This window comes from Pseudomonas sp. A125 (assembly GCF_055409485.1).
Window position 1 is genome coordinate 80,785 of the sequence record NZ_JBUZVP010000019.1, and the last position, 21,552, is coordinate 102,336.

General features: G+C 60.8%; 22 protein-coding genes. 6 read left to right on the forward strand and 16 right to left on the reverse strand.

The window, feature by feature from the left end; translation table 11 throughout:
• Positions 1-1,602 (reverse strand): methyl-accepting chemotaxis protein, encoded by a 1,602-nt coding sequence (locus ACZRN6_RS23840; protein WP_464008983.1) that lies wholly within the window; start codon positions 1,600-1,602, stop codon positions 1-3.
• Positions 1,603-1,856: 254 nt separating this feature from the next.
• Here ACZRN6_RS23840 and ACZRN6_RS23845 point away from each other — a divergent pair, with 254 nt between their 5' ends.
• Entirely contained in the window at positions 1,857-2,276 is a 420-nt protein-coding gene (locus tag ACZRN6_RS23845; protein ID WP_322145802.1) for a PaaI family thioesterase, read from the forward strand.
• A 177-nt stretch (positions 2,277-2,453) separates the two neighbouring features.
• Here the strand turns inward: ACZRN6_RS23845 and ACZRN6_RS23850 are convergent, their stop codons facing one another.
• Genes ACZRN6_RS23850 through ACZRN6_RS23860 form a run of 3 tightly spaced genes read right to left on the reverse strand, consistent with a single transcriptional unit; the run spans position 2,454 to position 5,035 of the window.
• The gene (locus ACZRN6_RS23850) at positions 2,454-3,635 is read right to left on the reverse strand and encodes an acetyl-CoA C-acetyltransferase (RefSeq protein WP_322145801.1); all 1,182 of its coding nucleotides are present in this window, start codon (positions 3,633-3,635) and stop codon (positions 2,454-2,456) included.
• 11 nt (positions 3,636-3,646) lie between these two features.
• Positions 3,647-4,306: a CoA transferase subunit B gene (locus ACZRN6_RS23855; RefSeq protein WP_464008984.1), complete on the reverse strand. Its 660-nt coding sequence runs from the start codon at positions 4,304-4,306 to the stop codon at positions 3,647-3,649.
• A gap of 30 nt (positions 4,307-4,336) precedes the next feature.
• Positions 4,337-5,035: a CoA transferase subunit A gene (locus tag ACZRN6_RS23860; RefSeq protein WP_322145800.1), complete on the reverse strand. Its 699-nt coding sequence runs from the start codon at positions 5,033-5,035 to the stop codon at positions 4,337-4,339.
• A gap of 133 nt (positions 5,036-5,168) precedes the next feature.
• On the opposite strand from ACZRN6_RS23860, the gene ACZRN6_RS23865 reads away from it, so the two are divergent.
• Positions 5,169-6,077 carry a LysR family transcriptional regulator gene (locus tag ACZRN6_RS23865; RefSeq protein ID WP_322145799.1) on the forward strand — a complete coding sequence of 303 codons (909 nt, stop codon included), beginning with the start codon at positions 5,169-5,171 and terminating at the stop codon, positions 6,075-6,077.
• A 63-nt stretch (positions 6,078-6,140) separates the two neighbouring features.
• Here ACZRN6_RS23865 and ACZRN6_RS23870 read toward each other — a convergent pair whose 3' ends face one another.
• From ACZRN6_RS23870 to ACZRN6_RS23895, 6 genes are all read right to left on the reverse strand, one after another.
• Complete coding sequence (locus ACZRN6_RS23870; protein WP_464008985.1) at positions 6,141-6,470, reverse strand: hypothetical protein; 330 nt, start codon at positions 6,468-6,470, stop codon at positions 6,141-6,143.
• A gap of 641 nt (positions 6,471-7,111) precedes the next feature.
• The gene (locus ACZRN6_RS23875; protein ID WP_464008986.1) at positions 7,112-7,960 is read right to left on the reverse strand and encodes an NAD-dependent protein deacetylase; all 849 of its coding nucleotides are present in this window, start codon (positions 7,958-7,960) and stop codon (positions 7,112-7,114) included.
• A gap of 14 nt (positions 7,961-7,974) precedes the next feature.
• The gene (locus ACZRN6_RS23880; RefSeq protein WP_177042548.1) at positions 7,975-8,415 is read right to left on the reverse strand and encodes a CBS domain-containing protein; all 441 of its coding nucleotides are present in this window, start codon (positions 8,413-8,415) and stop codon (positions 7,975-7,977) included.
• 134 nt (positions 8,416-8,549) lie between these two features.
• The gene (locus tag ACZRN6_RS23885) at positions 8,550-10,499 is read right to left on the reverse strand and encodes a DNA topoisomerase III (protein ID WP_464008987.1); all 1,950 of its coding nucleotides are present in this window, start codon (positions 10,497-10,499) and stop codon (positions 8,550-8,552) included.
• A gap of 132 nt (positions 10,500-10,631) precedes the next feature.
• A complete protein-coding gene (locus ACZRN6_RS23890; RefSeq protein ID WP_322145795.1) occupies positions 10,632-12,254 on the reverse strand; it encodes an MFS transporter in 1,623 nt (540 codons plus the stop codon).
• A 156-nt stretch (positions 12,255-12,410) separates the two neighbouring features.
• On the reverse strand, positions 12,411-14,054 hold the full coding sequence (locus ACZRN6_RS23895) for a GMC family oxidoreductase (protein WP_464008988.1): 1,644 nt from the start codon (positions 14,052-14,054) through the stop codon (positions 12,411-12,413).
• Positions 14,055-14,170: 116 nt separating this feature from the next.
• Between ACZRN6_RS23895 and ACZRN6_RS23900 the strand changes: the two genes are divergently transcribed.
• The gene (locus tag ACZRN6_RS23900; RefSeq protein ID WP_322145793.1) at positions 14,171-15,061 is read left to right on the forward strand and encodes a LysR family transcriptional regulator; all 891 of its coding nucleotides are present in this window, start codon (positions 14,171-14,173) and stop codon (positions 15,059-15,061) included.
• Positions 15,062-15,140: 79 nt separating this feature from the next.
• On the opposite strand, the gene ACZRN6_RS23905 is transcribed toward ACZRN6_RS23900, so the two are convergent.
• The 3 genes from ACZRN6_RS23905 to ACZRN6_RS23915 all read right to left on the reverse strand — a co-directional run bounded on the left by ACZRN6_RS23905 (position 15,141) and on the right by ACZRN6_RS23915 (position 18,338).
• Positions 15,141-16,238 carry a DNA alkylation repair protein gene (locus tag ACZRN6_RS23905; protein WP_464008989.1) on the reverse strand — a complete coding sequence of 366 codons (1,098 nt, stop codon included), beginning with the start codon at positions 16,236-16,238 and terminating at the stop codon, positions 15,141-15,143.
• A gap of 172 nt (positions 16,239-16,410) precedes the next feature.
• On the reverse strand, positions 16,411-17,757 hold the full coding sequence (locus ACZRN6_RS23910) for a glutamine synthetase family protein (protein WP_464008990.1): 1,347 nt from the start codon (positions 17,755-17,757) through the stop codon (positions 16,411-16,413).
• Between the two features lie 23 nt (positions 17,758-17,780).
• Positions 17,781-18,338, reverse strand: a complete 558-nt coding sequence (locus tag ACZRN6_RS23915) for a helix-turn-helix domain-containing protein (protein WP_322145790.1) — start codon at positions 18,336-18,338, stop codon at positions 17,781-17,783.
• 9 nt (positions 18,339-18,347) lie between these two features.
• On the opposite strand from ACZRN6_RS23915, the gene ACZRN6_RS23920 reads away from it, so the two are divergent.
• Positions 18,348-18,788: a nuclear transport factor 2 family protein gene (locus tag ACZRN6_RS23920; RefSeq protein WP_464008991.1), complete on the forward strand. Its 441-nt coding sequence runs from the start codon at positions 18,348-18,350 to the stop codon at positions 18,786-18,788.
• An 11-nt stretch (positions 18,789-18,799) separates the two neighbouring features.
• On the opposite strand, the gene ACZRN6_RS23925 is transcribed toward ACZRN6_RS23920, so the two are convergent.
• Entirely contained in the window at positions 18,800-19,150 is a 351-nt protein-coding gene (locus tag ACZRN6_RS23925; RefSeq protein ID WP_464008992.1) for a LemA family protein, read from the reverse strand.
• A gap of 159 nt (positions 19,151-19,309) precedes the next feature.
• On the opposite strand from ACZRN6_RS23925, the gene ACZRN6_RS23930 reads away from it, so the two are divergent.
• Positions 19,310-19,618, forward strand: coding sequence for an RcnB family protein (locus ACZRN6_RS23930; RefSeq protein ID WP_322145787.1), 309 nt, complete (start codon positions 19,310-19,312; stop codon positions 19,616-19,618).
• Positions 19,619-19,772: 154 nt separating this feature from the next.
• Positions 19,773-20,966 (forward strand): MFS transporter, encoded by a 1,194-nt coding sequence (locus tag ACZRN6_RS23935; RefSeq protein ID WP_464008993.1) that lies wholly within the window; start codon positions 19,773-19,775, stop codon positions 20,964-20,966.
• On the opposite strand, the gene ACZRN6_RS23940 is transcribed toward ACZRN6_RS23935, so the two are convergent.
• Entirely contained in the window at positions 20,929-21,201 is a 273-nt protein-coding gene (locus tag ACZRN6_RS23940) for a DUF1652 domain-containing protein (RefSeq protein WP_322145785.1), read from the reverse strand. The genes ACZRN6_RS23935 and ACZRN6_RS23940 overlap by 38 nt on opposite strands.
• A gap of 11 nt (positions 21,202-21,212) precedes the next feature.
• On the reverse strand, positions 21,213-21,464 hold the full coding sequence (locus tag ACZRN6_RS23945; RefSeq protein ID WP_322145784.1) for a CsbD family protein: 252 nt from the start codon (positions 21,462-21,464) through the stop codon (positions 21,213-21,215).
• Between the last annotated feature and the right edge of the window lie 88 nt (positions 21,465-21,552).

A 21,552-nucleotide genomic window follows, 5' to 3' on the forward strand; every position in this document is an offset into this window, starting at 1 on the left:
TTAAAGCCTGAAGGTGCTCACCAGGTTTTGCAAGTGAACGCCCAGGCGCGCCAGTTCGGTACTGGAGGCAGCTGTTTCGTCGCTGGCGGCTGCCGTTTGCTCGGAAATGTCGCGCACGTTGATCACGCTGCGATTGATCTCCTCGGCCACCGCACTTTGCTGCTCGGCGGCGGCCGCGATTTGCAGGTTCATTGACTCGATATCCGCTACGCAACGGCTGATGCTGGCCAGCGAAGTGCCGGCCTGGCGGGTCAGTTCCACGCTGCTGTCGGTCAAGGTGCGGCTGTTTTCCAGGCGCTGGGCGACTTGCTGGGTGCCGTGGTGCAAACCGCTGATCAGCCCCTCGATTTCCTCGGTTGAGGTTTGGGTGCGTTGAGCCAGGCTGCGCACTTCATCCGCTACCACCGCAAAACCACGCCCGGCTTCGCCCGCACGGGCGGCTTCGATCGCGGCGTTCAACGCCAGCAGGTTGGTTTGCTGGGCCACCGACTTGATCACATCCAGTACGGTGCCGATCTTGGCGCTTTCGCGCTTGAGTCCGTCCATGGCCTCGGTCGAATGCCCGACCTCAGTGGCCAGCCGGCTGATCTGCTCAATCGCCTGATTGACCACCTGGTCACTGGCCCGCGCTTCGTGGCCGGCGTTCACGGCGGCGCTGGACGCCTGCTCGGCGCTGGACGCCTGCTCGGCGCTGCGTGCGACTTCCTGCACGGTCGCCGTCATCTCGTTCATCGCGGTCGCCACCTGATCGGTCTCGACCTTCTGGCTGTTGACGCCGGCACTGGTTTGCTCGGTGACGGCCGATAATTCCTCGGCTGCGCTGGCGATCTGCACCACACCGTCACGCAACTCGCCGATCAAGCGGCGCAGGTTCAGTGTCATGCGCTGCATGCTGGCCTGCAACAGCCCCAACTCGTCGCGCCGGGACACGTGGATGTCCTGGCTCAAATCACCCGAGGCCACCCGTTCGGCGTTTTTCAGGGTTTCCATCAACGGCGTGACGATCAACCGGGTAATGATCCAGGCGGCCAGGATGCCGATCACCAGCGCCAGGGCCGAGGCGCCGAACAACAGTTGCCCGGCGACTTTTACTTCCTGGTCGCGTTTCTCGGTTTGCGTGTCTGACAGTTGCTTGCAGGCTTCAAACAGGCTCGCGATGTCGGCGTTCAAGGCTGCCTGGGCCTGCCTGGATTTATCCTCGTCGTGGGCATCGGTGGCGCTGGCGAAGTTCTGGAAGTGCGCGCGATAGTTTCTGATTGCAGCCTGGCCCTGTTGAATCCAGCGCTGGTCTTCGGGAGCCTTGAGCATCGCGTCGACCAAGCCGATTCGACGATCCAGGTCATCCAGGACTTTTACCACCGCCGCGGCATTCAAGGCTTCGGGCTTGAGCGTGTAACTCAAGCGAGCGATGCGCACGTCGCGGGAGTCATCATTGAGCTTGGCGATCGTGCTGAGCTTTACCCCCCGCACGCCAAGGTTGCCCAGCCCAGTCCAGCCGGTGATTGCAATCAACACAGTCAGTATCAATACGAGTGCAAAACCCAAGGTCAATTTCGCCCTGACGCTCACATTACCCAACATCTTTGCAGCCGAATTCAACATTGCGACATCCATGCGATTAAGAGTTTTTAGGCGGGAGGGGGCCATCAGGACGTGTTGGTCAGGTTGCGACCCTGCCGTGCAGCTGACCTATATCGACAGGGCAGGCAGAAAGATGAAGGAGTTATTACAAAAAGTTTCTGGATGCGCGGGCACGTTCCTGGAGGCTTATCCCACGGGATTTACCAGGTTGATGATGATGGTTGCCGGCCGCTGGCTGCGTTACACCCATGGCTCATCACACGGAAGGCCACTTTATGAGCACTCTCGCCGTCCCCGAAGGCTTCACTCGTTTGTCGCGCAGCAGCCCGCTGCTGGACCTGCTTGGTCCGGTGTATTGCCGTGGCGAAGGCTTGCAACTGGAGATCGGCCTGCGCGCCGACAACCGCCATGCCAACGGGCGCGGCACCGTGCATGGCGGCGTATTGGCCACGCTGGCGGATGTGGGCATGGGCTACGCCATGGCGTTTTCCAGTGAACCGCCGCTGCCGTTGATCACGGCGAGCATGACCCTGGATTATCTCGGGGCAGTGCAGGTGGGGGAGTGGATCGAGGTGCGGCTGGAGCACCACAAACGCGGTCGGCAGATGGCATTTGCCACGGTCAGCGTGCAGGTTGGAGAGAAGGTGGTGGTGCGGGCCAATGCAGTATTTGCGGTGCCCCAGGCGCGGGACTGACCGCTCGCAGCCTGTAGTTAGGGGGCTTGCCCCCCGTTGGGCTGCGCAGCGGCCCCCAAAAACCTGCGATGAGTTCTACCTCAAACACCGAGGTCAATTTATTGGGGCTGCTACGCAGCCCAACGGGGGACAAGCCTCCTCACCACAGGCCGAGCCTTTTCATCATGGGCTTGGAAATCAGCCGCGTTCGAGCGCCAGTGCTACACCCTGACCGCCACCGATGCACAGGGTGGCCAAGCCTTTCTTGGCATCCCGCTTGATCATTTCATGCAGCAAGGTCACCAGCACGCGGCAGCCTGACGCGCCAATCGGGTGGCCGATGGCAATCGCGCCGCCGTTGACGTTGACCTTGGCCGCATCCCATTCCAGTTCTTTACCCACCGCCAGCGACTGCGCGGCAAAGGCTTCGTTGGCTTCGATCAGGTCCAGGTCGCCCAGGCTCCAGCCGGCCTTGTCCAGGCAGCGGCGGGTGGCCGATACCGGGCCAATGCCCATGATCGCCGGGTCGACGCCGGCGTTGGCGTAGCTGGCGATGCGGGCCAGCACTGGCAAGCCAAGTGCCTTGGCTTTATCGGCGCTCATCAGCAGCACCGCAGCGGCGCCATCGTTGAGGCTCGATGCATTGCCAGCGGTGACGCTGCCGTCTTTCTTGAAGGCCGGCTTGAGCTTGGCCAGTGACTCGGCGGTGGTGCCGGCGCGTGGCTGTTCATCCACCGCAAAGGCAATCGGGTCGCCCTTGCGCTGGGGAATCAGGATCGGTGTGATCTCGTCGCTGAAACGCCCGGCTTCAATGGCCGCCGTGGCTTTCTGCTGGGAGGCGGCGGCGAAGGCGTCCTGGGCTTCACGGCTGATGCCGTACTTGTCCACCAGATTCTCGGCGGTGATGCCCATGTGGTAGTCGTTGAACGCATCCCACAGGCCGTCGGTGATCATGCTGTCGAGCATCTTCGCGTGGCCCATGCGCAGGCCGGTACGGGCGGCCGGCAATACGTAGGGTGCCAGGCTCATGTTTTCCATGCCACCGGCGATGATCACCTGCGCGTCGCCGCAACGGATCGCTTGCGCGCCGAGGTGCAGCGCCTTGAGGCCCGAGCCGCAGACCTTGTTCAGGGTCATGGCCGGTACGGCGTGGGGCAGGCCAGCAAGAATGGAGGCCTGGCGAGCCGGGTTCTGGCCGCTGCCGGCGGTGAGCACCTGGCCAAGGATCACTTCATCCACCAGCGCAGGGTCGATGCCGGTTTGCTCCAGCAGGCGACGGATCACCGCAGCCCCCAGCTCCGGGGCGGGGATGCTCGCCAGCGAACCTTGGAAGCTGCCCACGGCGGTGCGGGTGGCAGCAACAATCACGACGTCTTGCATGGAATCTGTCCTCACTGGAAGTGCATTTCTGGAACGTGGTCCGGGACGATCAGTTTACCGGCTGTCTTGCTGACGATCTCTTCAACACTGACGCCAGGTGCGCGTTCCTTGAGGACAAAAGCGCCATTTTCGATTTCCAGGTAGGCCAGGTCCGTCAGCACACGCTTGATGCAGTTGGCGCCGGTGAGCGGCAGGCTGCATTGGCTCAGTAACTTGGATTCACCGTCCTTGGAGGCATGGGTCATGATCACGATGATGTTCTCGGCACAGGCCACCAGATCCATCGCGCCGCCCATACCCTTGACCAGCTTGCCGGGGATCATCCACGAGGCAATGTTGCCCTGTACGTCGACTTCAAACGCGCCGAGCACGGTCAGGTCGACGTGGCCGCCACGAATCATCGCGAAGGACTCGGCCGAGGAGAAGATCGATGCGCCAATGCGCGCGGTGACGGTCTGCTTGCCGGCGTTGATCATGTCGGCGTCGATGGTTTCTTCGGTCGGGAACGGCCCCATGCCCAGCAGGCCGTTTTCCGATTGGAGCATCACTTCCATGCCTTCGGGGATGTAGTTGGCCACCAGGGTCGGGATGCCGATGCCGAGGTTCACGTAGAAACCATCCTGCATTTCGCGGGCAACGCGTTGAGCCATTTGTTCGCGGGTAAGCGCCATTTTTTGTCTCCTTGTTATTGGGCTGGTGGGTTATTTGCGGAGCGTGCGCTGTTCGATACGCTTCTCGAAGGTGCCGCAAATGACCCGGTCGACGTAGATCCCTGGGGTGTGGATATGCGCCGGGTCCAGCTCGCCCGGTTCGACGATTTCTTCGACTTCGACCACGGTGATTTTGCCGGCGGTGGCGGCCAGCGGGTTGAAGTTCTGGGCGGTGTGGCGGTAGATCACGTTGCCGAAGTGGTCGGCTTTCCAGCCTTTGACGATGGCAAAGTCGCCAGTGATGGATTCTTCCATCAGGTACGGGCGACCGTTGAACTCACGGGTTTCCTTGCCTTCGGCGACGGGGGTGCCGACGCCGGTGGCGGTGAAGAAGGCCGGGATGCCGGCACCGCCTGCGCGCAGTTTTTCGGCGAGGGTGCCTTGGGGCGTCAGGACCACTTCGATTTCGCCGCTGAGCAGTTGCTTCTCGAACAGGGCGTTTTCACCGACGTAGGACGCAAAGACCTTGCTGATCTGCTTGCCTTCCAGCAGCAGGCCCAGGCCGAAGCCGTCGACGCCGCAGTTGTTGGAGACCACGGTCAGGTCGCGGGTGCCTTTACGCTTGATTTCGGCGATTAGGTTTTCCGGGATGCCGCACAGGCCAAAGCCACCGGCCAGCACCGTCATGCCGTCTTCCAGGCCTGCCAGCGCCTCTTCATAGGACGCTACGCGTTTATCAAAACCTGCCATATGCACCTCTTTTATTGTTTGTGGGCCAGCCATATGAACCGAGTGTTGCGCCGACGGATTGATTTGTTAAGTTGTTTTTTAAGGTTGATTGATTTAAAAAACAGCATAGTTGCCAGCCATCGGGAGACGCTTTTTGACAGTTAAACAGATGCGCGCCTTTCTTGCCGTGGCCCAGACCCTCAGCTTTGCGGCGGCCTGCGAGCGCCTGCACCTTTCCCAGTCGGCGTTGAGCCTGACCATCAAGGGGCTGGAAGAAGGTCTGGGCGGGCGCCTGTTCAGCCGCAATACTCGCAATGTTGCGTTGACCCCCGAAGGTGAATCCCTGCTGCCCCTGGCCCGGCGCCTGATCGCCGATTGGGACAACGCCGAGGATGAGTTGCGCCAGCGTTTCACCTTGCAGCGCGGGAGGGTGACGGTTGCGGCCATGCCGTCGTTTGCCGGTAATTTACTGCCGCCGATCCTGAAGATTTTTCGCGCGCGCTATCCCCAGGTCAACGTGACGGTCAATGATGTGATCAACGAACAGGTGCTGGAAATGGTCCGGGACCGCCAGGTGGAGCTGGGCGTGGCGTTTGAGCCATCGGAAAGCTCGTCACTGGTGTTTACGCCGCTGTATGTGGACCGCTTTGTGGCGGTCGTACCCGGTGATTCTCCTTTGGCGCGCAAGTCAGATATCGCCTGGCACACTCTGTTGGAACAGCCCTTTATCACCTTGCAGCGACCGTCCACCGTGCGGGTGATGTTGGAAGATCACCTTAAGGCACTGGACATGAAGCTGCCCGTGGCGCTGGAGAGTCATCAATTGGCGACAGTGGGCAAGATGGTTGCCAGCGGCTTGGGCGTGAGTGCGGTGCCGGCGTTATGCGCGCGCCAAATGCAGGAAGCAGGCGCCCACTGCATCACCTTGCGCGATCCGGTGATTGAACGGCCGATAGGTGTATTGACCAAACCGGGGCACGAACTCTCGGCGGCGGCCCAGGCCATGTTTGATATCTTTCGCGACGAAGCGGGGAAAGGGCGTTTTCCGGCCTTGTTGCAATAACCGTCGGCAATAAAAAAGCCTGCTCGTTTAAGCGAGCAGGCTTAAGTAATACGTGCGTAGCTATCAGCAGTATCTGTCGATCACTTTAACTTGCGAATGGCCTTTGAGGTGCTGCCACTCGGTATTAAGTGTATGAAAGACCTGCTCGATAAAGTTGCGATCGGCGGCGGCTTTCTTGCCAACATAACCCTGGCCACGGCGGTACATCTTCAGGCGCGCGGCGAGCTCACGGTGATTCCTGTCGAACTCTTCTTCCACGGTATGGGGCGCCAGGCAGTCAATATGGACCTGGCCCGATTTACCAATCCAGAGGATATGGTCGTCGAGTGTGTCCTTCTGCGCTGCGAACATCTCAGCCAATTCATCGATAGTGGGTTGGTTGTTCAGATTCATGTGTAAGCCCCTTGACCAGTTGGCGATCTTTAGTTGATCCGTTAACACTACTAAGTTATCTCCGGCTCAGAAAACCGGGCGTCAGCGACTGTCTGCCGAATACGGGCAGGGTCTTGAACCTGATGCATGTAGTCTTGCTGATGACCTGCTACGCAATGGTTTCATAACGAAGACAAGCAGCGTTTGAGCTCCTTGTACCGATCCTTTCGGGCCAGTCAGCTTCATCAATCTGCCTTGTGGGCAGTGCACATCCGGAAAAAACAGCTCGGCGGTCAGACGAGGTTGTTCAAAACGCGTGTTACCAACGCTCCCGATCCGGGAGACGCTTGAATCATGCAATTACAAAATGGTTACGTCAACGATTATGTAGTGATTATTTTCAAGCACTACATAAATCCTTGTGGGGCGGGGGTGAAGCCGGAAAGCGTGACTTGGGCGTCATTTTTCGTGCGGGTTAGTCTGCGGTTTGGTGGCTCTTTTCGGGGGAGGGGGCTTGTCTGTGGTGAGGGGGCTTTCTGTGGTGAGAGGGCTTGTCTGTGGTGAGGGGGCTTGTCCCCCGTTGGGCTGCGTAGCGGCCCCAGGAAAAGCGGGAGCGCTGCGCACTCCAGCGGGGGACAAGCCCCCTCACCACACGGTTGGCTTTACCCCAGTCGTTCTACCAGCAACGGCAACAAGCGCTCGCAGGAGGCTTCGATCTTGAGTTGCAGCAACTCATCACCCCGAGTCTTGCCCAGATTGATGGCAATCACAGGCTTGCCCTGTTCGACCATCGCCTTGCACAACCGAAACGCCGAATAAGCCATCAGCGACGATCCCACCACCAGCAATCCTTCAGCGCCGTTTACGGCTGCCATCGCCTTGGCGGCTGTACCCTGGGCGACGTTTTCACCAAAAAACACCACGTCCGGCTTCAACCGTTGCCCACCGCAATGCGGGCAACGGGGCACCTGGAAGCGTTCTTCAAAGGCCGGGTCCAGCAGGGTGTCGCCGTCAGGTGCCTGAACCGCATCCACACCCGCCAGGTACGGATTCTCGGCCTCCATTTGGCGCTGGATCTGGTCCCGCTCGCTGGTCTGCTGGCAATCCAGGCAAAGCACCCGGTGCAGGCTGCCGTGGAGTTCGATCACACCCTGGCTGCCGGCCTGGTCGTGCAGGGTGTCGACGTTCTGGGTAATCAACCCGGTAATACGCTGGCGCTGCTGCAAGGTGGCCAGGGCGATATGCGCCGGGTTCGGCTGCGCGATACGCACCCTCGGCCAACCAAGCATCGCCCGCGCCCAGTAGCGGCGGCGGGCCTGTGGGGTTGCCAGGAACTCCTGGTACATCATCGGCGCCTTGCCCCGGCGCACACCTTCGCTGTCCCGGTAATCGGGGATCCCCGACGAGGTGCTGATACCGGCACCGGTCAGCACCAGAAAGCGCCGTTCGGCCATGGCCCGGTACAGGCTGTCGAGGTAGTCATCGACCGGATGTTGCAGGGTATCGAGCATGGGGCCCCCAATGATTATTCGCCGCGAATGTACTGCTCCAGCTGTTTGATCAAGTCGGCCTGTTCGGCTATCGCTTCCTTGACCAGGTCGCCGATGGACAGCAGGCCCAGGAGCTCGCCGTTTTCTACCACGGGCAGGTGCCGTAGATGCCGGTCGGTCATGATATTCATGCAGGTCTCGACGGTCTGGTGGGTGTCGACGGTGATCACCGGTGAGTTCATGATCTCGTGGGCTTTGGTCGCCACCGAGGATAATCCGTGGAGGATTACCTTACGGGCATAGTCCCGTTCACTGATGATGCCCACCACCTTTCCATCTTGGAGGACGGGCAACGCCCCGACGTTTTTCGACGCCATCACGATAAGCGCCTCAAATACCGTATGGTCGTGGGGGATGGTGTGGACTTGCTGGTTTTGCTGGTCTTTGGACTTCAGCACTTGGGCAACGGTTTTCATGGAGGCCACTCCGGTGTTGTTATTGTTGGGAGGTTAGCAGTCCCTACAGAATCCTAGACCGCCTGCAGCAGGGCAAGGTCCAAAGCGGCGTATATCCCGTCGAAAAACGTCATTGTCGCGATTTTTAGTGCGTTTTAGCCCTTGCTTGCCGGTTTTGCTGTGCGTTTCGGGCTGGCGGCCGTCTTGCGTTTGGCGGGTTTGCGTTTGTTTTTCCAGGGGGCGGCGCCTCGTCCCGCCGGGCTGGCCGGGCCGCTGATGGTCAGGCGCATGCCGGTGCAGCGGGTCACCTGTTTGCTCATCCAGGCCGCTTGTTTGGCGACAAACTCTTCCAGGCTCATCTCACCGCTTTGCACCATGTCCAGCGCCTGTTCCCAAATGGCCGTGGTGCCAGGATCGGCGATTGCCCTGGGCACCGCGTCGATCAGGCTGAACGCAGCAGGCGTTGCCGAGAGTGCCTTGCCGTTTTTTACCAGGTAACCCCGATCGAGCAGGCCCTGGATAATCCCGGCGCGGGTGGCTTCGGTGCCGATCCCGGTGGTGTCCTTGAGTTTTTGCTTGAGTAGCGGGTCTTCTACCAGCTTGGCGACGTTTTTCATCGCCTTGATCAGGTCGCCTTCGGTGAAGGGCTTGGGCGGCTGGGTCCATAGGTCCTTGAGGTTGACCTTGGCCACGGCGTAGTCCTGTCCTTGGACCAGTTTTGGCAAGGACTGTGGCGCAGGCGCTTCACGGCCCGTGGCCGGCGCCAGCGCTTGCGGCAATGCGCGTTTCCAGCCAGCCTCCACGATGACCTTGCCGACAGCCCGCAAGGCTTCACCGGCACAGTCGAAATCTGCCTGGGTGCGGTCGTACTCATGGTTGGGCAGGAACTGCGCGAGGTAGCGGGCACGAATCAGCGTGTACACGGCGCGATGCTTGCCCGTCAGTTGCCCGAGGTCCTTGCCGGCGCCGGTGGGAATGATTCCGTGGTGTGCGCTGACTTTGGCGTCGTTCCAGGCCCGGGAGCGGCGCTTTGGATCGATGTGGGGCATCAGTTCATTTACGGCCGGGTCGGCCCGCCCCAGCGCCGCGAGGATTTTCGGCGCGTCGCTGTGCTGGCTCAGTGGCAGGTAACCGCAATCGCTGCGCGGGTAAGTGATGACTTTGTGGGTTTCGTAGAGTGACTGGGCAACATCCAGGGTTTCCTGGGCGCCGAGGCCGAGTTTTTTCGAGCAGATTTCCTGCAACGTGCCGAGGTCGAAGGGCAGTGGGGCCACTTCGCGCATGCGTTCGGTGCGCAACTTCACCAGCCGCGCACTGGCGGCGTTGCTCATGGCATTGGCCGCGTCCCGGGCAAGCTGCTGGTTGAGGCAACGGCCCTGATCGTCACAAGCATCTTCGGTCGCGCGCCACTGTGCGGTGAAGGTAATGTGGTCGTGGCGCAGGTCCACATCGATGGCCCAGTAGGCGATAGGCACGAAGTCGGCAATGCTGCGGTCACGGTCTACCACCAGGCGCAGGGTAGGGGTTTGCACACGGCCGACCGGCAACACGCCCTGATAGCCGGACTGCTGGCCCAGCAGGGTAAACAGGCGGCTCATGTTCATGCCGATCAACCAGTCTGCGCGGGAGCGGCCAAGGGCCGAATGGTAGAGGCTGAAGGTTTCTGCACCGGGCTTCAATGAGGCCAGGGCCTTGCGGATCGACGCGTCATCGAGTGCCGATAACCATAGCCGCTGAATGGGCCCGCGATAACGGCAATGCTCCACCAGCTCCCGGGCGATCATCTCGCCCTCACGGTCGGCATCGGTGGCGATCACCAGTTCCTGGGCTTCCCCCAGCAGGCGCTTGACTGCCTTGAACTGGCTGGCGGTCTTGGGCTTGACCAGCATCTTCCATTTTTCCGGGATGATCGGCAGGTCGGCCAGCACCCATCGCTTGTACTTGGCGTCGTAGCTGTCGGGCGGGGCGGTCTCCAGCAGGTGGCCGATGCACCAGGTCACCGTCACGCCTGGCCCCAGCCAACAACCGTCGCCACGCCGGGTCGCGCCGAGTACGGCGGCGATATCCTTGGCCTGGGACGGTTTTTCACAGAGGAACAGCCGCATGGTCACCACATTCGCTACACAATTGAATGGGGAGCAGGATGCGCAACAGAAGGGAATTGATCAACCTTTATCTGTATGGATGTACAGCAAAAGGTTGCGCTGCCGGTCGGGCGACCGGCAGCGGTGTCAGCTTCAGTTCTTGTCGATGTCCACGTTCTTGGTCTCTTTCAGGCAAATCAGCCCCACAATCAGGCTCACCCCGGTAATGACCACCGGGTACCACAGGCCATAGAAGATATCGCCGGTGTACACCACCAGCGCAAACGACACCGTCGGCAGGAAGCCACCGAACCAGCCATTGCCAATGTGGTAAGGCAGCGACAGCGAGGTGTAGCGGATGCGCGTCGGGAACAACTCCACCATCAGCGCCGCCAGCGGGCCGTAGCACATCGCGGCGATCAAAATCAGCGCCACGATCAGCACCACCACCATGGTTTTGTTGACCTGCGCCACGTCAGCCGACTGCGGGTACCCCGCCAGCGTAACCGCACCTTTCAGCGCAGCTTCGTCGTAACCGTTGATCTGCACATCGCCTACGCTCACCTGCACCGCACTGCCGGCCGGGGCGGCTGCACTTTGGTAGGGCAGGCCCTGTTTCACCAGGAAGGTCTTGACCTTGTCGCATGGGCTGTCAAAACGCGCCTTGCCCACCGGGTCGAACTGGAAGGTGCAGGTGGCCGGGTCAGCCAAAACGGTGATCGGCGACTGGCGGCTCGCATGGTCCATCGCCGGGTTGGTGTAGTGCGCCAGGCCCTTGAAGATCGGGAAGTACAACGCAGTGGCCAGCAGCAGGCCAACCATCAGCACCGGCTTGCGCCCCAATTTGTCCGACAGCCAGCCAAAGAAGATAAAGAACGGCGCGCCAATCACTACGCTGATGATCAGCAACATGTTGGCCAGTGCCGGGTCCATCTTCAAAAACTGGGTGAGGAAGAACAGCACATAAAACTGCGCCGCATAGAACGTCACTGCTTGCCCGGCGTTGATGCTGAACAGCGCAATCAGCACGATCTTGAGGTTTTCCCATTTGCCGAACGACTCGCGGATCGGCGCCTTGCTGGCCTTGCCTTCCTCTTTCATTTTCAGGAACGCCGGCGACTCGTGCAGGCTCATGCGGATCCATGTGGAAATGCCCAGCAGCACGATCGACAGCAGGAACGGCAGGCGCCAGCCCCACACTTCGAACTGGTCCCCGGTGAAGTAACGGCACGCCAGCACCACCAGCAGCGACAGCAGCAGGCCGAGGGTGGCGGTGGATTGAATCCAGCTGGTGTGGAAGCCGCGCTTGCCCGCCGGGGCATGTTCGGCCACGTAAGTGGCTGCGCCGCCGTACTCGCCGCCCAGCGCCAGGCCCTGGAGCATGCGCAGCGCCACGAGGATGATCGGTGCGGCAATGCCGATGCTCGAATAGGTCGGCAGCAGCCCCACACAGAAAGTCGCCAGGCCCATCAAGATGATGGTGGCGAGAAAGGTGTACTTGCGCCCGATCATGTCACCCAGCCGGCCGAACACCAGCGCGCCGAACGGGCGCACTACAAAACCGGCGGCGAAGGCCATCAGGGCAAAGATGAAGGCCGTGGTGTCGTTGACGCCGGCAAAGAACTGCTTGCTGATCACCGCCGCGAGTGCGCCGTAGAGGAAGAAGTCATACCACTCGAACACCGTTCCGAGGGAGGAGGCGAAGATGACTTTCTGCGTGTCGTTGCTCGAGCGTGCGCCGAGCGCCGGGTCCAGGGGTTGAGCGTGTTCTGACATTGGGTAGCCCTCACAGTGATTATTTATTGTTGTTCCACTGTCGGCGCCGAATCGGCGCCGCTGTTCCCCTGTAGGAGCCGGCTTGCCAGCGATGGCGTTTTCAAGTGTTGTGCACAGCTTGAGAGCGCCATCGCCGGCAAGCCGGGCTCCTACAGGTCAAGCCGGTAAAGTCAGTTCTTTCTCCGGGGCGAGGCTCCTTGTGTTCGGCGAAAGGATTAGCTGCGCGGCTTTTTCCGCGATCATCAGCGTGGGGGAGCAGGTGTTGCCTGAAGTAATGCGTGGCATGACCGATGCGTCGGCGATGCGCAGGCCGGGAACGCCGTGCACCCGCAGTTGTGCGTCGACCACCGCGTCCTTGTCGCTGCCCATGCGGCAGGTGCCCACCGGATGGAAAATCGTCGTGCCGATGCGCGCGGCGGCCTCCTGCAGTTGTTCGTCCGTTTGCAATTCTGCGCCAGGCAAGTATTCCACCGGGTTGAACTGCTGCAGGGCCGGCGCCGAGACGATACGCCGGGTCAGGCGAATCGCGTCGGCGGCCACGCGCAGGTCTTCCGGGTGGCTGAGGTAGTTGGGGCGGATCAGCGGCGCGTCTGCCGGGTTGGCCGAGCGAATGTCGATGCGGCCACGGCTTTGCGGGCGCAGGTCACACACCGAGGCGGTGAACGCCGGGAACGCGTGCAGCGGTTCACCGAAGCGCTCCAGGGACAGCGGCTGTACATGGTATTCAAGGTTGGCCGACGTCTGTTCCGGCCCGGAGCGGGCAAACGCGCCCAGTTGGCTGGGCGCCATCGACAGCGGGCCGCTGCGGTCATACAGATAGCGCAGGCCCATGCCCATCTTGCCCCACACGGTGCCAGCGATCTGGTTCAGGGTGCGGGCATTTTCCAGCTTGTAGATCAGGCGCAGTTGCAGGTGGTCCTGCAGGTTGCCGCCAACCCCGGGCAGCTCGTGCAGCACCTCGATCCCCAACGGCTTGAGCACACTGGAAGGGCCGATGCCGGAGCGTTGCAGGATGCCGGGCGAACCCACGGAGCCTGCGCACAGGATGATTTCCTTGCGCGCCCGCCAAGTGACGTGTTGGCCTTGCTGGCGACCCACTACCGCCGACGCACGGCCGTTCTCCAGCAGTACGCGGTCGACTTCAACTTCAGTCATCACCGTCAGGTTGGGCCGTTGGCGGATCGGCTTGAGAAATGCCTTGGCCGCATTCCAGCGCACCCCGGCTTTCTGATTGACCTGGAAATAGCCGCAGCCTTCGTTGTCGCCCTGGTTGAAGTCGCTGATGCTGTCTATTCCGCTTTGCTGCGCCGCATCGCGAAAGGCATCGAGGATCGGCCAGTGCAAACGCTGCTGCTCCACCCGCCATTCGCCGCCGTCGCTGTGAAAATCCGTAGCGCCGGCAAAATGGTTTTCGCTCTGTTTGAACAGGGGCAGCACATCCTTCCAGGCCCAGCCGGGATTGTCCTCGGCCCAGCCATCGTAGTCCCGCGCCTGGCCACGCATGTAGATCATGCCGTTGATCGACGAACAACCGCCGAGCACCTTGCCCCGCGGATAGCTCAACGCTCGGCCTTGCAGGCCTTCCTGGGCTTCGGTCTTGAAGCACCAGTCGGTGCGCGGGTTGCCGATGCAGAACAGGTAGCCGACGGGAATATGGATCCAGGGGTAGTTATCGCGACCGCCGGCTTCAAGCAGCAATACGCGATGGGCAGGGTTGGCGGACAGTCGATTGGCCAGCAGGCAGCCTGCGGGGCCGGCGCCTACTACCACGTAATCGTATTCAGCAGCTGCAATGGGCATCTGAGGCCTCGCTTGTTTTTCTTATTGGTTCCATCCTAGTTGTTAGTTTTCGTCTTAAAAATGTTAGTTTTTACCCAGCTGCTGTGCGTTTTTAGACAGCACTTCCTGGAGGTGGCATGTTCGACTGGAATGATCTGCGGTTCTTTCTTGAGTTACAGCGTAGCGGACGCCTGCTCACGGCGGCGCAACGCCTGAAAACCACGCACGCCACCGTGGCGCGGCACATCGAGGCCATCGAGAAAAGCCTCGGCACCGCGCTGTTTGTGCAGCACGCCCAGGGTTACGAACTCACGCCTTCCGGCGAAGCCCTGCTCAAACACGCCGAGGCCATGGAGAACGTGGCACTGCTGGCCGAAGAAGAACTCACCCATTCCGCCGCGCCCCTGGGCAAGATCCGCCTGGGCGTGGCCGAAGGCTTGGGCGTGATGTTCTTGGCCAGTCGCATGGGCGGCCTGTTCGAGCGTTACCCGGGCCTGGAAGTGGAACTGCTGGCAGTGCCGCGTTTTGTCAGCATCCTCAACCGCGAAGCGGAAATCAGCATCCACCTCGAGCGCCCCAGCGTCGACCAACTGGTGACCCGCAAACTCACCGACTACCGCCTGGCCCTCTACGCCAGCCGCAGCTACCTGGACCGTACGCCACCGATTGAAAAACGCGAGGACCTGGCGGTACACGCGTGGATCGATTACGTGGACGATTTACTCTTCAGCCAGGAACTGAAATTCCTCAGCAGCTTTTGTCGCAACCCCAAGGTGGTGTTCCACAGCACCAGCGTGATCGCGCAGCACCAGGCGGCGCGTTCGGGGCTGGGGATTGCGGTGTTGCCGTGCTTCATGGCGGCGAGCGACCCGGACCTGGTGCCGTTGCTGCCGGGGGAGAGCATCCAGCGCAGCTACTGGATCAGCTCCCGGCGCGAGTTGCACAAGTCGGTGCGGTTGCGGGTGTTGTGGGATTACCTGGTGGAGTTGTGCGCGCGGGAGCAGAAGCTGTTGCTGGGCGAGTCCTAGCTGGCGAAACTGGATAAACAACTGTGGGAGCTGGCTTGCCTGCTCCCACAGTTGATAGGTTTTGTTGTGGAGAACTTCGTCAGTTCAGCAGCTCAAACTCAACACTGCCCAACCGCTCCCCATTCACCAATACATGCACCGCGTGCTTGCCGGGATAGTGCTTGCGCGTGGTCAGTTCACGAATATGTTGGCCACGACTAATCGCGTGATGTTCCCCGGCACCCAGGGTAAACGCCTTGAGCTTGAACACCTTGGACGCACTGTGTCCGGCGCTTTTCACATAGTCGATGGCGTAGTCGACCACCAATTTCTGCGAGGTACCGGCCATCGATTCCAGGCTGAACGACAGGTTGATCCGTTCCCCCAGGTTAATCACCGCCGGCTCGACCTTGAGTTGATGAATCTTCACCTCGGCCCTGGCCCCCGCACCCATGATCGTCAATGCCCGGGTGTTGCCTTGCTTGATCAGGCTGCGCAACGCATGACGGGCGATCCACGCCGTGTGGGGATTATCCAGCGACCAGCCTTCGATCAAGCCCAGCACCCAATCCGGGTGGTCCTTGGTGATGTCGTTAAGGTGGTTGGCCACCGACTTGCGCACGTACAGGCTGCTGTCGGCCTTGAGGTTGTCGAGGATCGACGCACACAGGTTCGGGTCTGCCTGCACCTCGGCCAGGCGAAACGACCACGGCAACCTTGGCCGTGAACCTTCACTGGCAAGTCGCCTGACGTGTTCGTTGTCATCCAGCGACCACTGTTGCATCACCGCCAGGGTGCGCTCGAAATCCCTGAGCAAAAAATGCCGTACGGCAAACTCGGCCGAGCCGAACGTGGTGAAATACTTGAGCGCGGCCATGGAGCGCTTGAAGTCTTCGCCGCCGTAGCTGGCGACGTAGTGGGGCAGGAACAGGCTGACAAAGGCGCTGTTCAGCCGGGGCGCCAGGGCGTACAGCAACTTGAGGGTTTGCGGATAATCCAGCGGGATCACGGCATGCAGGCTTTCGCTGACCCGGGCCATGCGCTGCATCACCGAGAGGTCCGCCAGCCCGGCCTTGGCGTGCTTGAGAAACCCCTTGGCGTCGAACGCCGGGTACACCGCGCTCATTTCGGTAGCGATGTGCTGCAGGCGTTCGGCGTTGAAGATTTCCTTCAGGGCCGGGGCGCTTTGTTCGGTCATGGGCAAGTCCGCAGATGAAGTTGGCCATCAGATTACATGCAAAACCTGATATCGCACGCCCCACGTCGTAGCAGCTGTCGAGCCTGGGCGAGGCTGCGTCAGCGGTGTATCAGACACACCGCGAACGCAGCCTCGCCCAGGCTCGACAGCTGCTACGGGAGGAGGTGGGGGGTTAGAGGTACCAGCGATATTCCCGCGCATGAATTTCCTGCTGGAACGCCAGATGGTCCTGGCGTTTGTTTTCGCAATACACGTCGACAAACTCTGCGCCCAGTCCTTCGCGCAACGTCGGCTGATGCTGCATGGCGCGCACTGCTTCGAGCATTTCCACGGGGAAATCCGCACCGCTGTTGCGGTCTTCATTCAGCGGGGCGATGGGTTCCTTGCCAGCCTCAAGGCCATGCTCAAGCCCCACCAGAATTGCCGCCAACACCAGGTACGGGTTGGCATCGGCGCTGGCCAGGCGATGTTCGATGCGCAGGTTGCGCGGGTCCGATTCAGGGATTCGCACGCACGCGTCGCGGTCCTCAAACCCCCAGCTCGCGCGGGTGGCCGCATTGACCGTGCCGCCGAGGCGGCGGAAGGCGTTGTGGTTGGGCGAGAAGATCGGCATGCAGTGCGGCAGCAGTTCCAGGCAACCGGCCACCGCGTGGCGCAACGGTTGCTTCTGGTGGGCCGCCAGCAGGTTATTGCCCGCCGCATCGTACAGGCTGACGTGCACGTGCATGCCGCTGCCGGGATGGTGCAGGTAAGGCTTGGCCATGAAGCTGGCGCGATAGCCGTGCTTGAGGGCCACGCCACGGGTGCTGCGGCAGAACAGGGCGGCCCAGTCGGCGGCGCGCAGGCCGTCTTCCAGGTGGCCGAAATTGATTTCAAACTGGCCAGGGCCCAGTTCGGCGGTGATTACCGTGATGTCGATGCCCTGGGCCTTGGCAGTCTCGACCATGTCATCCAGCACCGGGGCGAAGCGCGACAGGCGCTCGATGTGCAGGTTGGGCTGGTCGTCGGCGTCATCACTCAGCGGGTCGCGGGCGAATTGCGGCAGGCCGCCACTGAGCTTTTTATCGAACAGGTAGAACTCCAGCTCAAACGCGACCACTGGGTGAATACCCTTGCGGTGCAGGCGCTCCAGCACTTTGGCCAGCACTTCCCGAGGTTCGAATTCAATCGGCGCTTCGGTGCCGTCGGAGGTGATCAGCATCTGCCCCAGCGGCTGCGCTTCCCAGCTCACCGGCTTGAGGGTGCCGGGCACCAGGCGGCGGTTGGCGTCCGGGTCGCCGTCGTGAAAGCAGTAGTCGCCGATCTTGAACAGGCCGCCCTGTGCACCCAGCAGCACCGCGTTTTGCGGCAGCTTCAGCGGGCTGCCAGCGGCGACCTTTTCCAGCATCTCCACCGGGTAGCGCTTGCCGTAGAAATGCCCGGGAATATCCAGGGCAATCAAGTCGACGTAGCGCACCTCGGGATGGTTCTGGCGAAAGGTCCGGACTTCGGCCAGCAGCGTGGAGGAATGGCTTTTCACGGGTGACGCTCCTTGGTGTGCCTTCAGTTGTAGACCCACAGCACGCGGGCTGGCAGGTCGGTCAGGTTGCCGTAGCGGCAATGGGCAAAGCTGGCCAGGTGGAAGCTGTCGCCCGGGTGCAAGGTGACCGAGTCGGCCTCGCCCTCGACCCACAGCGTCAACTCGCCTTCCAGCACATAACCGGCCTGTTCGGCGCGGTCGCTCATGGTCTGTTCGCCGCTGTTGGCGCCGGGTGCCAGCAGGCTGTCGAGCATCGAGAACGCGCCGTGCATGCTGGGCGACACCAGGATGTCGGTGATGCCGTTGGCGTAATACACCGTGCGCCGCTCGTTGGGGCGGGTGACCCAGTTCACCGCCTTGGGTTTGGACAGGCTGTAGAAATAGGTAGTGGGCACACCGAGGGCGTGGCTGATGGCGGTCAGGTCGGCCACTGTAGGGCGCGAGAGGCCGCGTTCAACCTGGGAGAGAAAACCCACGGAGCGCTCGATCTTTTGCGCGAGTTGCGCCAGGGTGAGCTTCTTGTGCTTGCGCAGGTCGTGGATCAGGATCGCCAGCGCGTCGAGTTCTTCTTGCTTGTCCATGGGGATCCCGTGAAATTTTTATCAAGAAATTTCATGAAAAATTACAGGATTAATTTCACAAGGGCAATGGGTATGGAGTTATCAGAGCATTTACGCGGCCTGGAACAGCAGCTGCACCAATGCACCACCCGTGCAGATGCGACGCGGTTGTCGGTGCTGCTGGCGGATGATTTCGTCGAATTTGGCGCCAGTGGCAATGTATGGGGCAGCAAGGCCGAGGTGATCGAGGGGCTGCAGGATGAGGTGTTTTCAGCCCGTAGCATCAGTGACTTTGCATTGAAGGTGCTGGCCGAAGGCGTGGCGTTAGTGACGTATCGCTGCCAACGGGCGGCGACGGATGCAAATGCAGCAGGGGAGTCGTTGCGCAGTTCGGTGTGGCGCGAGAGCGGTGGGCAGTGGCAGATGGTATTTCATCAGGGCACGCCGACACGTCAGCGTGCACCTATGTGAGCGTCGGCAGGTCAGGCCGTAGGCTTATCCTCAAACCCCGACAGGCTTACATCATCACGATGCCCGAGCAGCTCGGCCACCACCGAGGTCGGCGATTTGTGCTTGTAGGTGTTGTAGTTGTTAACCGAGTCGTGGAAGAGCTGGCGGGTGAACGCGACGCGGCTTTCCAGGCTGGCGATTTCCGCAGCGGGTGACGAGGCATTTTGCGCCGCCGCCAGGTATTGCTCGGCCTCTTTGAACTGGCCGAAGGCTTTTTTGCAGCGATCGAGCAGGGCCCCCAGTTCCCTGTAGGTGCCGAATACATAAAGCGCGAGCAAGGTGACAACGGTCACGAAAATGATGATGACGTGGGTACCAGTCATTGGAATTCCTGAGCGGCTGGAAAAAGAACCAATCTTATCTGATTAATCGCCGACCCGGTCGCTGGCCGCCCATCCATCTGCCGCCTCCATCACGACGCTGAATGATTCCACGCGGCTGCGGTCGGAATGTTTACGCGTTATTCATTGAAGGAAGTGCCCATGAAGTCCAAATCCCTTGTTGCCTGCCTGCTGGTTGCCGCGAGCCTGTGTGGCGCGAGTCTTGCCGTCCAGGCTGCTGATACCGCGCAAACCACCGTGCAGCCTTCGAATATCAATACCCGCGACCTCAAGACGGGCGACCGCGCGCCAGACATCCTGATGCGTAAGGAATCAGCCATCGCCGACTGGAAAAAACATGGCCTCAAACAGCCAGAAGAGGACAGCCAGTGGGCTCGTGTAAACGACAAGTACGTGTTGCTCAAGACCACCAACGGCACGATTCTGGACATCACACCGGTTAAGAAATAAAGCCTGCAGTGGGGTGAGCAATTGCGTCCTCATCCCACTGCATTTGATTTTTGCATAAATGCATAAAATAGCCTTTATTCCGTCTCATCTTGCGTTAAGGTAGAGCTGCTTGCGGGCTGCAACGGCCCCTTACCTTGAAAAGAATGAGAGCAGGATGCTTGCCACGCTAAAAAATTACCCACGTACCGTGAACCTGCTGTTGTCGGCCACGCTGATCCTCACGCTGGCCAAAGCCATCACGTTTCCGTACCTGGTCATTTACCTCACCCACCAGTTTTCCCTCGACATCAGCCAGGTCGGCCTGGTAATCGGCAGTTCGTTGATCGTCGGTTCGCTGCTCAGTGTGTACGGTGGCTTCCTGGTAGACCGCATCAACAGCTATCGGCTGTTCCTCAGCTTGAGCGTGGTGTTTGCCCTGGGGTTTATCGGCACGGTGCTGGCCCGGGAAATCTGGTCGTTCTACAGCTGCCTGATCCTGATCAACCTGGCGTATGCGGTGATCGATATTGCGATCAAGTCCGGGTTTGCCAGCCTGTTGCCGGAAGATGCGCGAAGCGAAGCGTTTTCCATCAAGTACACCCTTACCAATATCGGTTATGCGGTAGGGCCGTTTTTTGGCGCGCTGGTGGCCAAGCTCGATATCAGCTTGCCGTTTGTCCTGTCGGCCGCCCTGGGCTTTGGATTTTTCGTGCTGTATTGGCGCTGGGGCGACCGCGCGCTGGCCACCGTCGACTCCACGCAAAAGCCCGTGTCGTTCCTCGCCGTGGGCCGCGTATTGCTACGCGATCATCGGCTGGTGTGCTTTACCGTCGGCGGGCTGCTCAGTGCGGTGGTGTTCGGCCAGTTCACCGCGTACCTCTCGCAGTATCTGGTGACCACTACCACCGCCGAATACACCTACACCATCATCAGTGCCGTACTCACCACCAACGCCGTGTTGGTGATCGCCCTGCAATACGCGATTGGCCGGCGGATCTCCCACCGCTACCTGAGCCAATGGCTGATCTTCGGCCTGGGTATGTTCATGCTGGGGGTGATCGGTTTTGCCCTGGCGAGCAACGTGTGGTGGTGGATCCTGGCGATGGCGATTTTCACCGTGGGCGAAATCGTGGTGTTTCCGGCCGAGTACATGTTTATCGACCGCATCGCCCCAGACCACCTGCGAGGCATGTACTACGGCGCGCAAAACCTCTCCAACCTCGGCGCCGCCCTGGGGCCGGTGTTGTGCGGGCTGGTGCTGGCCAGCCTGCCGGCCCACTACATGTTCTACATGTTGGCAGCGTTTATCGTTGGGGGAGGCGTGTTCTACTTTATCGGGGCGTCGTTGAAGGCAAGTCATCCAGCGTGAGCTTGCCAACCGTGTTGCTCTGCAGCTCGTAGCGCAACTCGTCGACCATCTTTTCCACTTCCTGCGGGGTTTGCAGCTTGTTGACGCTGATCCCGGTGACCACCAGGTCCACCCGGCCGCTTTCGGCGTCGAAGACTTTGAGGGTCAACGATGCATCGCGGCACAGGGTGAACTCGCAGGTCAGGGGCGACAGGGCCTCTTCAATGCAGTTGCGCAGTTGAGAGAGCGTAAACATGGAAGCTCTCCTCAGCGCCGGCGCAGCAAGAGGCCCAGCAGCAGGCCGACACCGGCGACAAGCGCAACGGTCGCCAGGGGTTTTTGCTTGGCAAAATCACCGACGGTGTCCAGCGCGTCACCGTAGGTTTGCTGCAATTGGCCAGCGGCCTGACGGGCCACACCTTCGGCCTGGAGGCGTTCGTCACCGGTCAGGTCACCCAGAAAACCTTGAGCCTTGCCGGCCACTTTTTCGACGGCGCCTTTGACTTGTTCGCTTTTCATGACGGATTCCTTGAAGGGCATGAGATCTCACGGCACAGGACCCAAAGCCCTGTGCCCACCCTTCAAGGTTAAGCAGTGCACCCGCGCG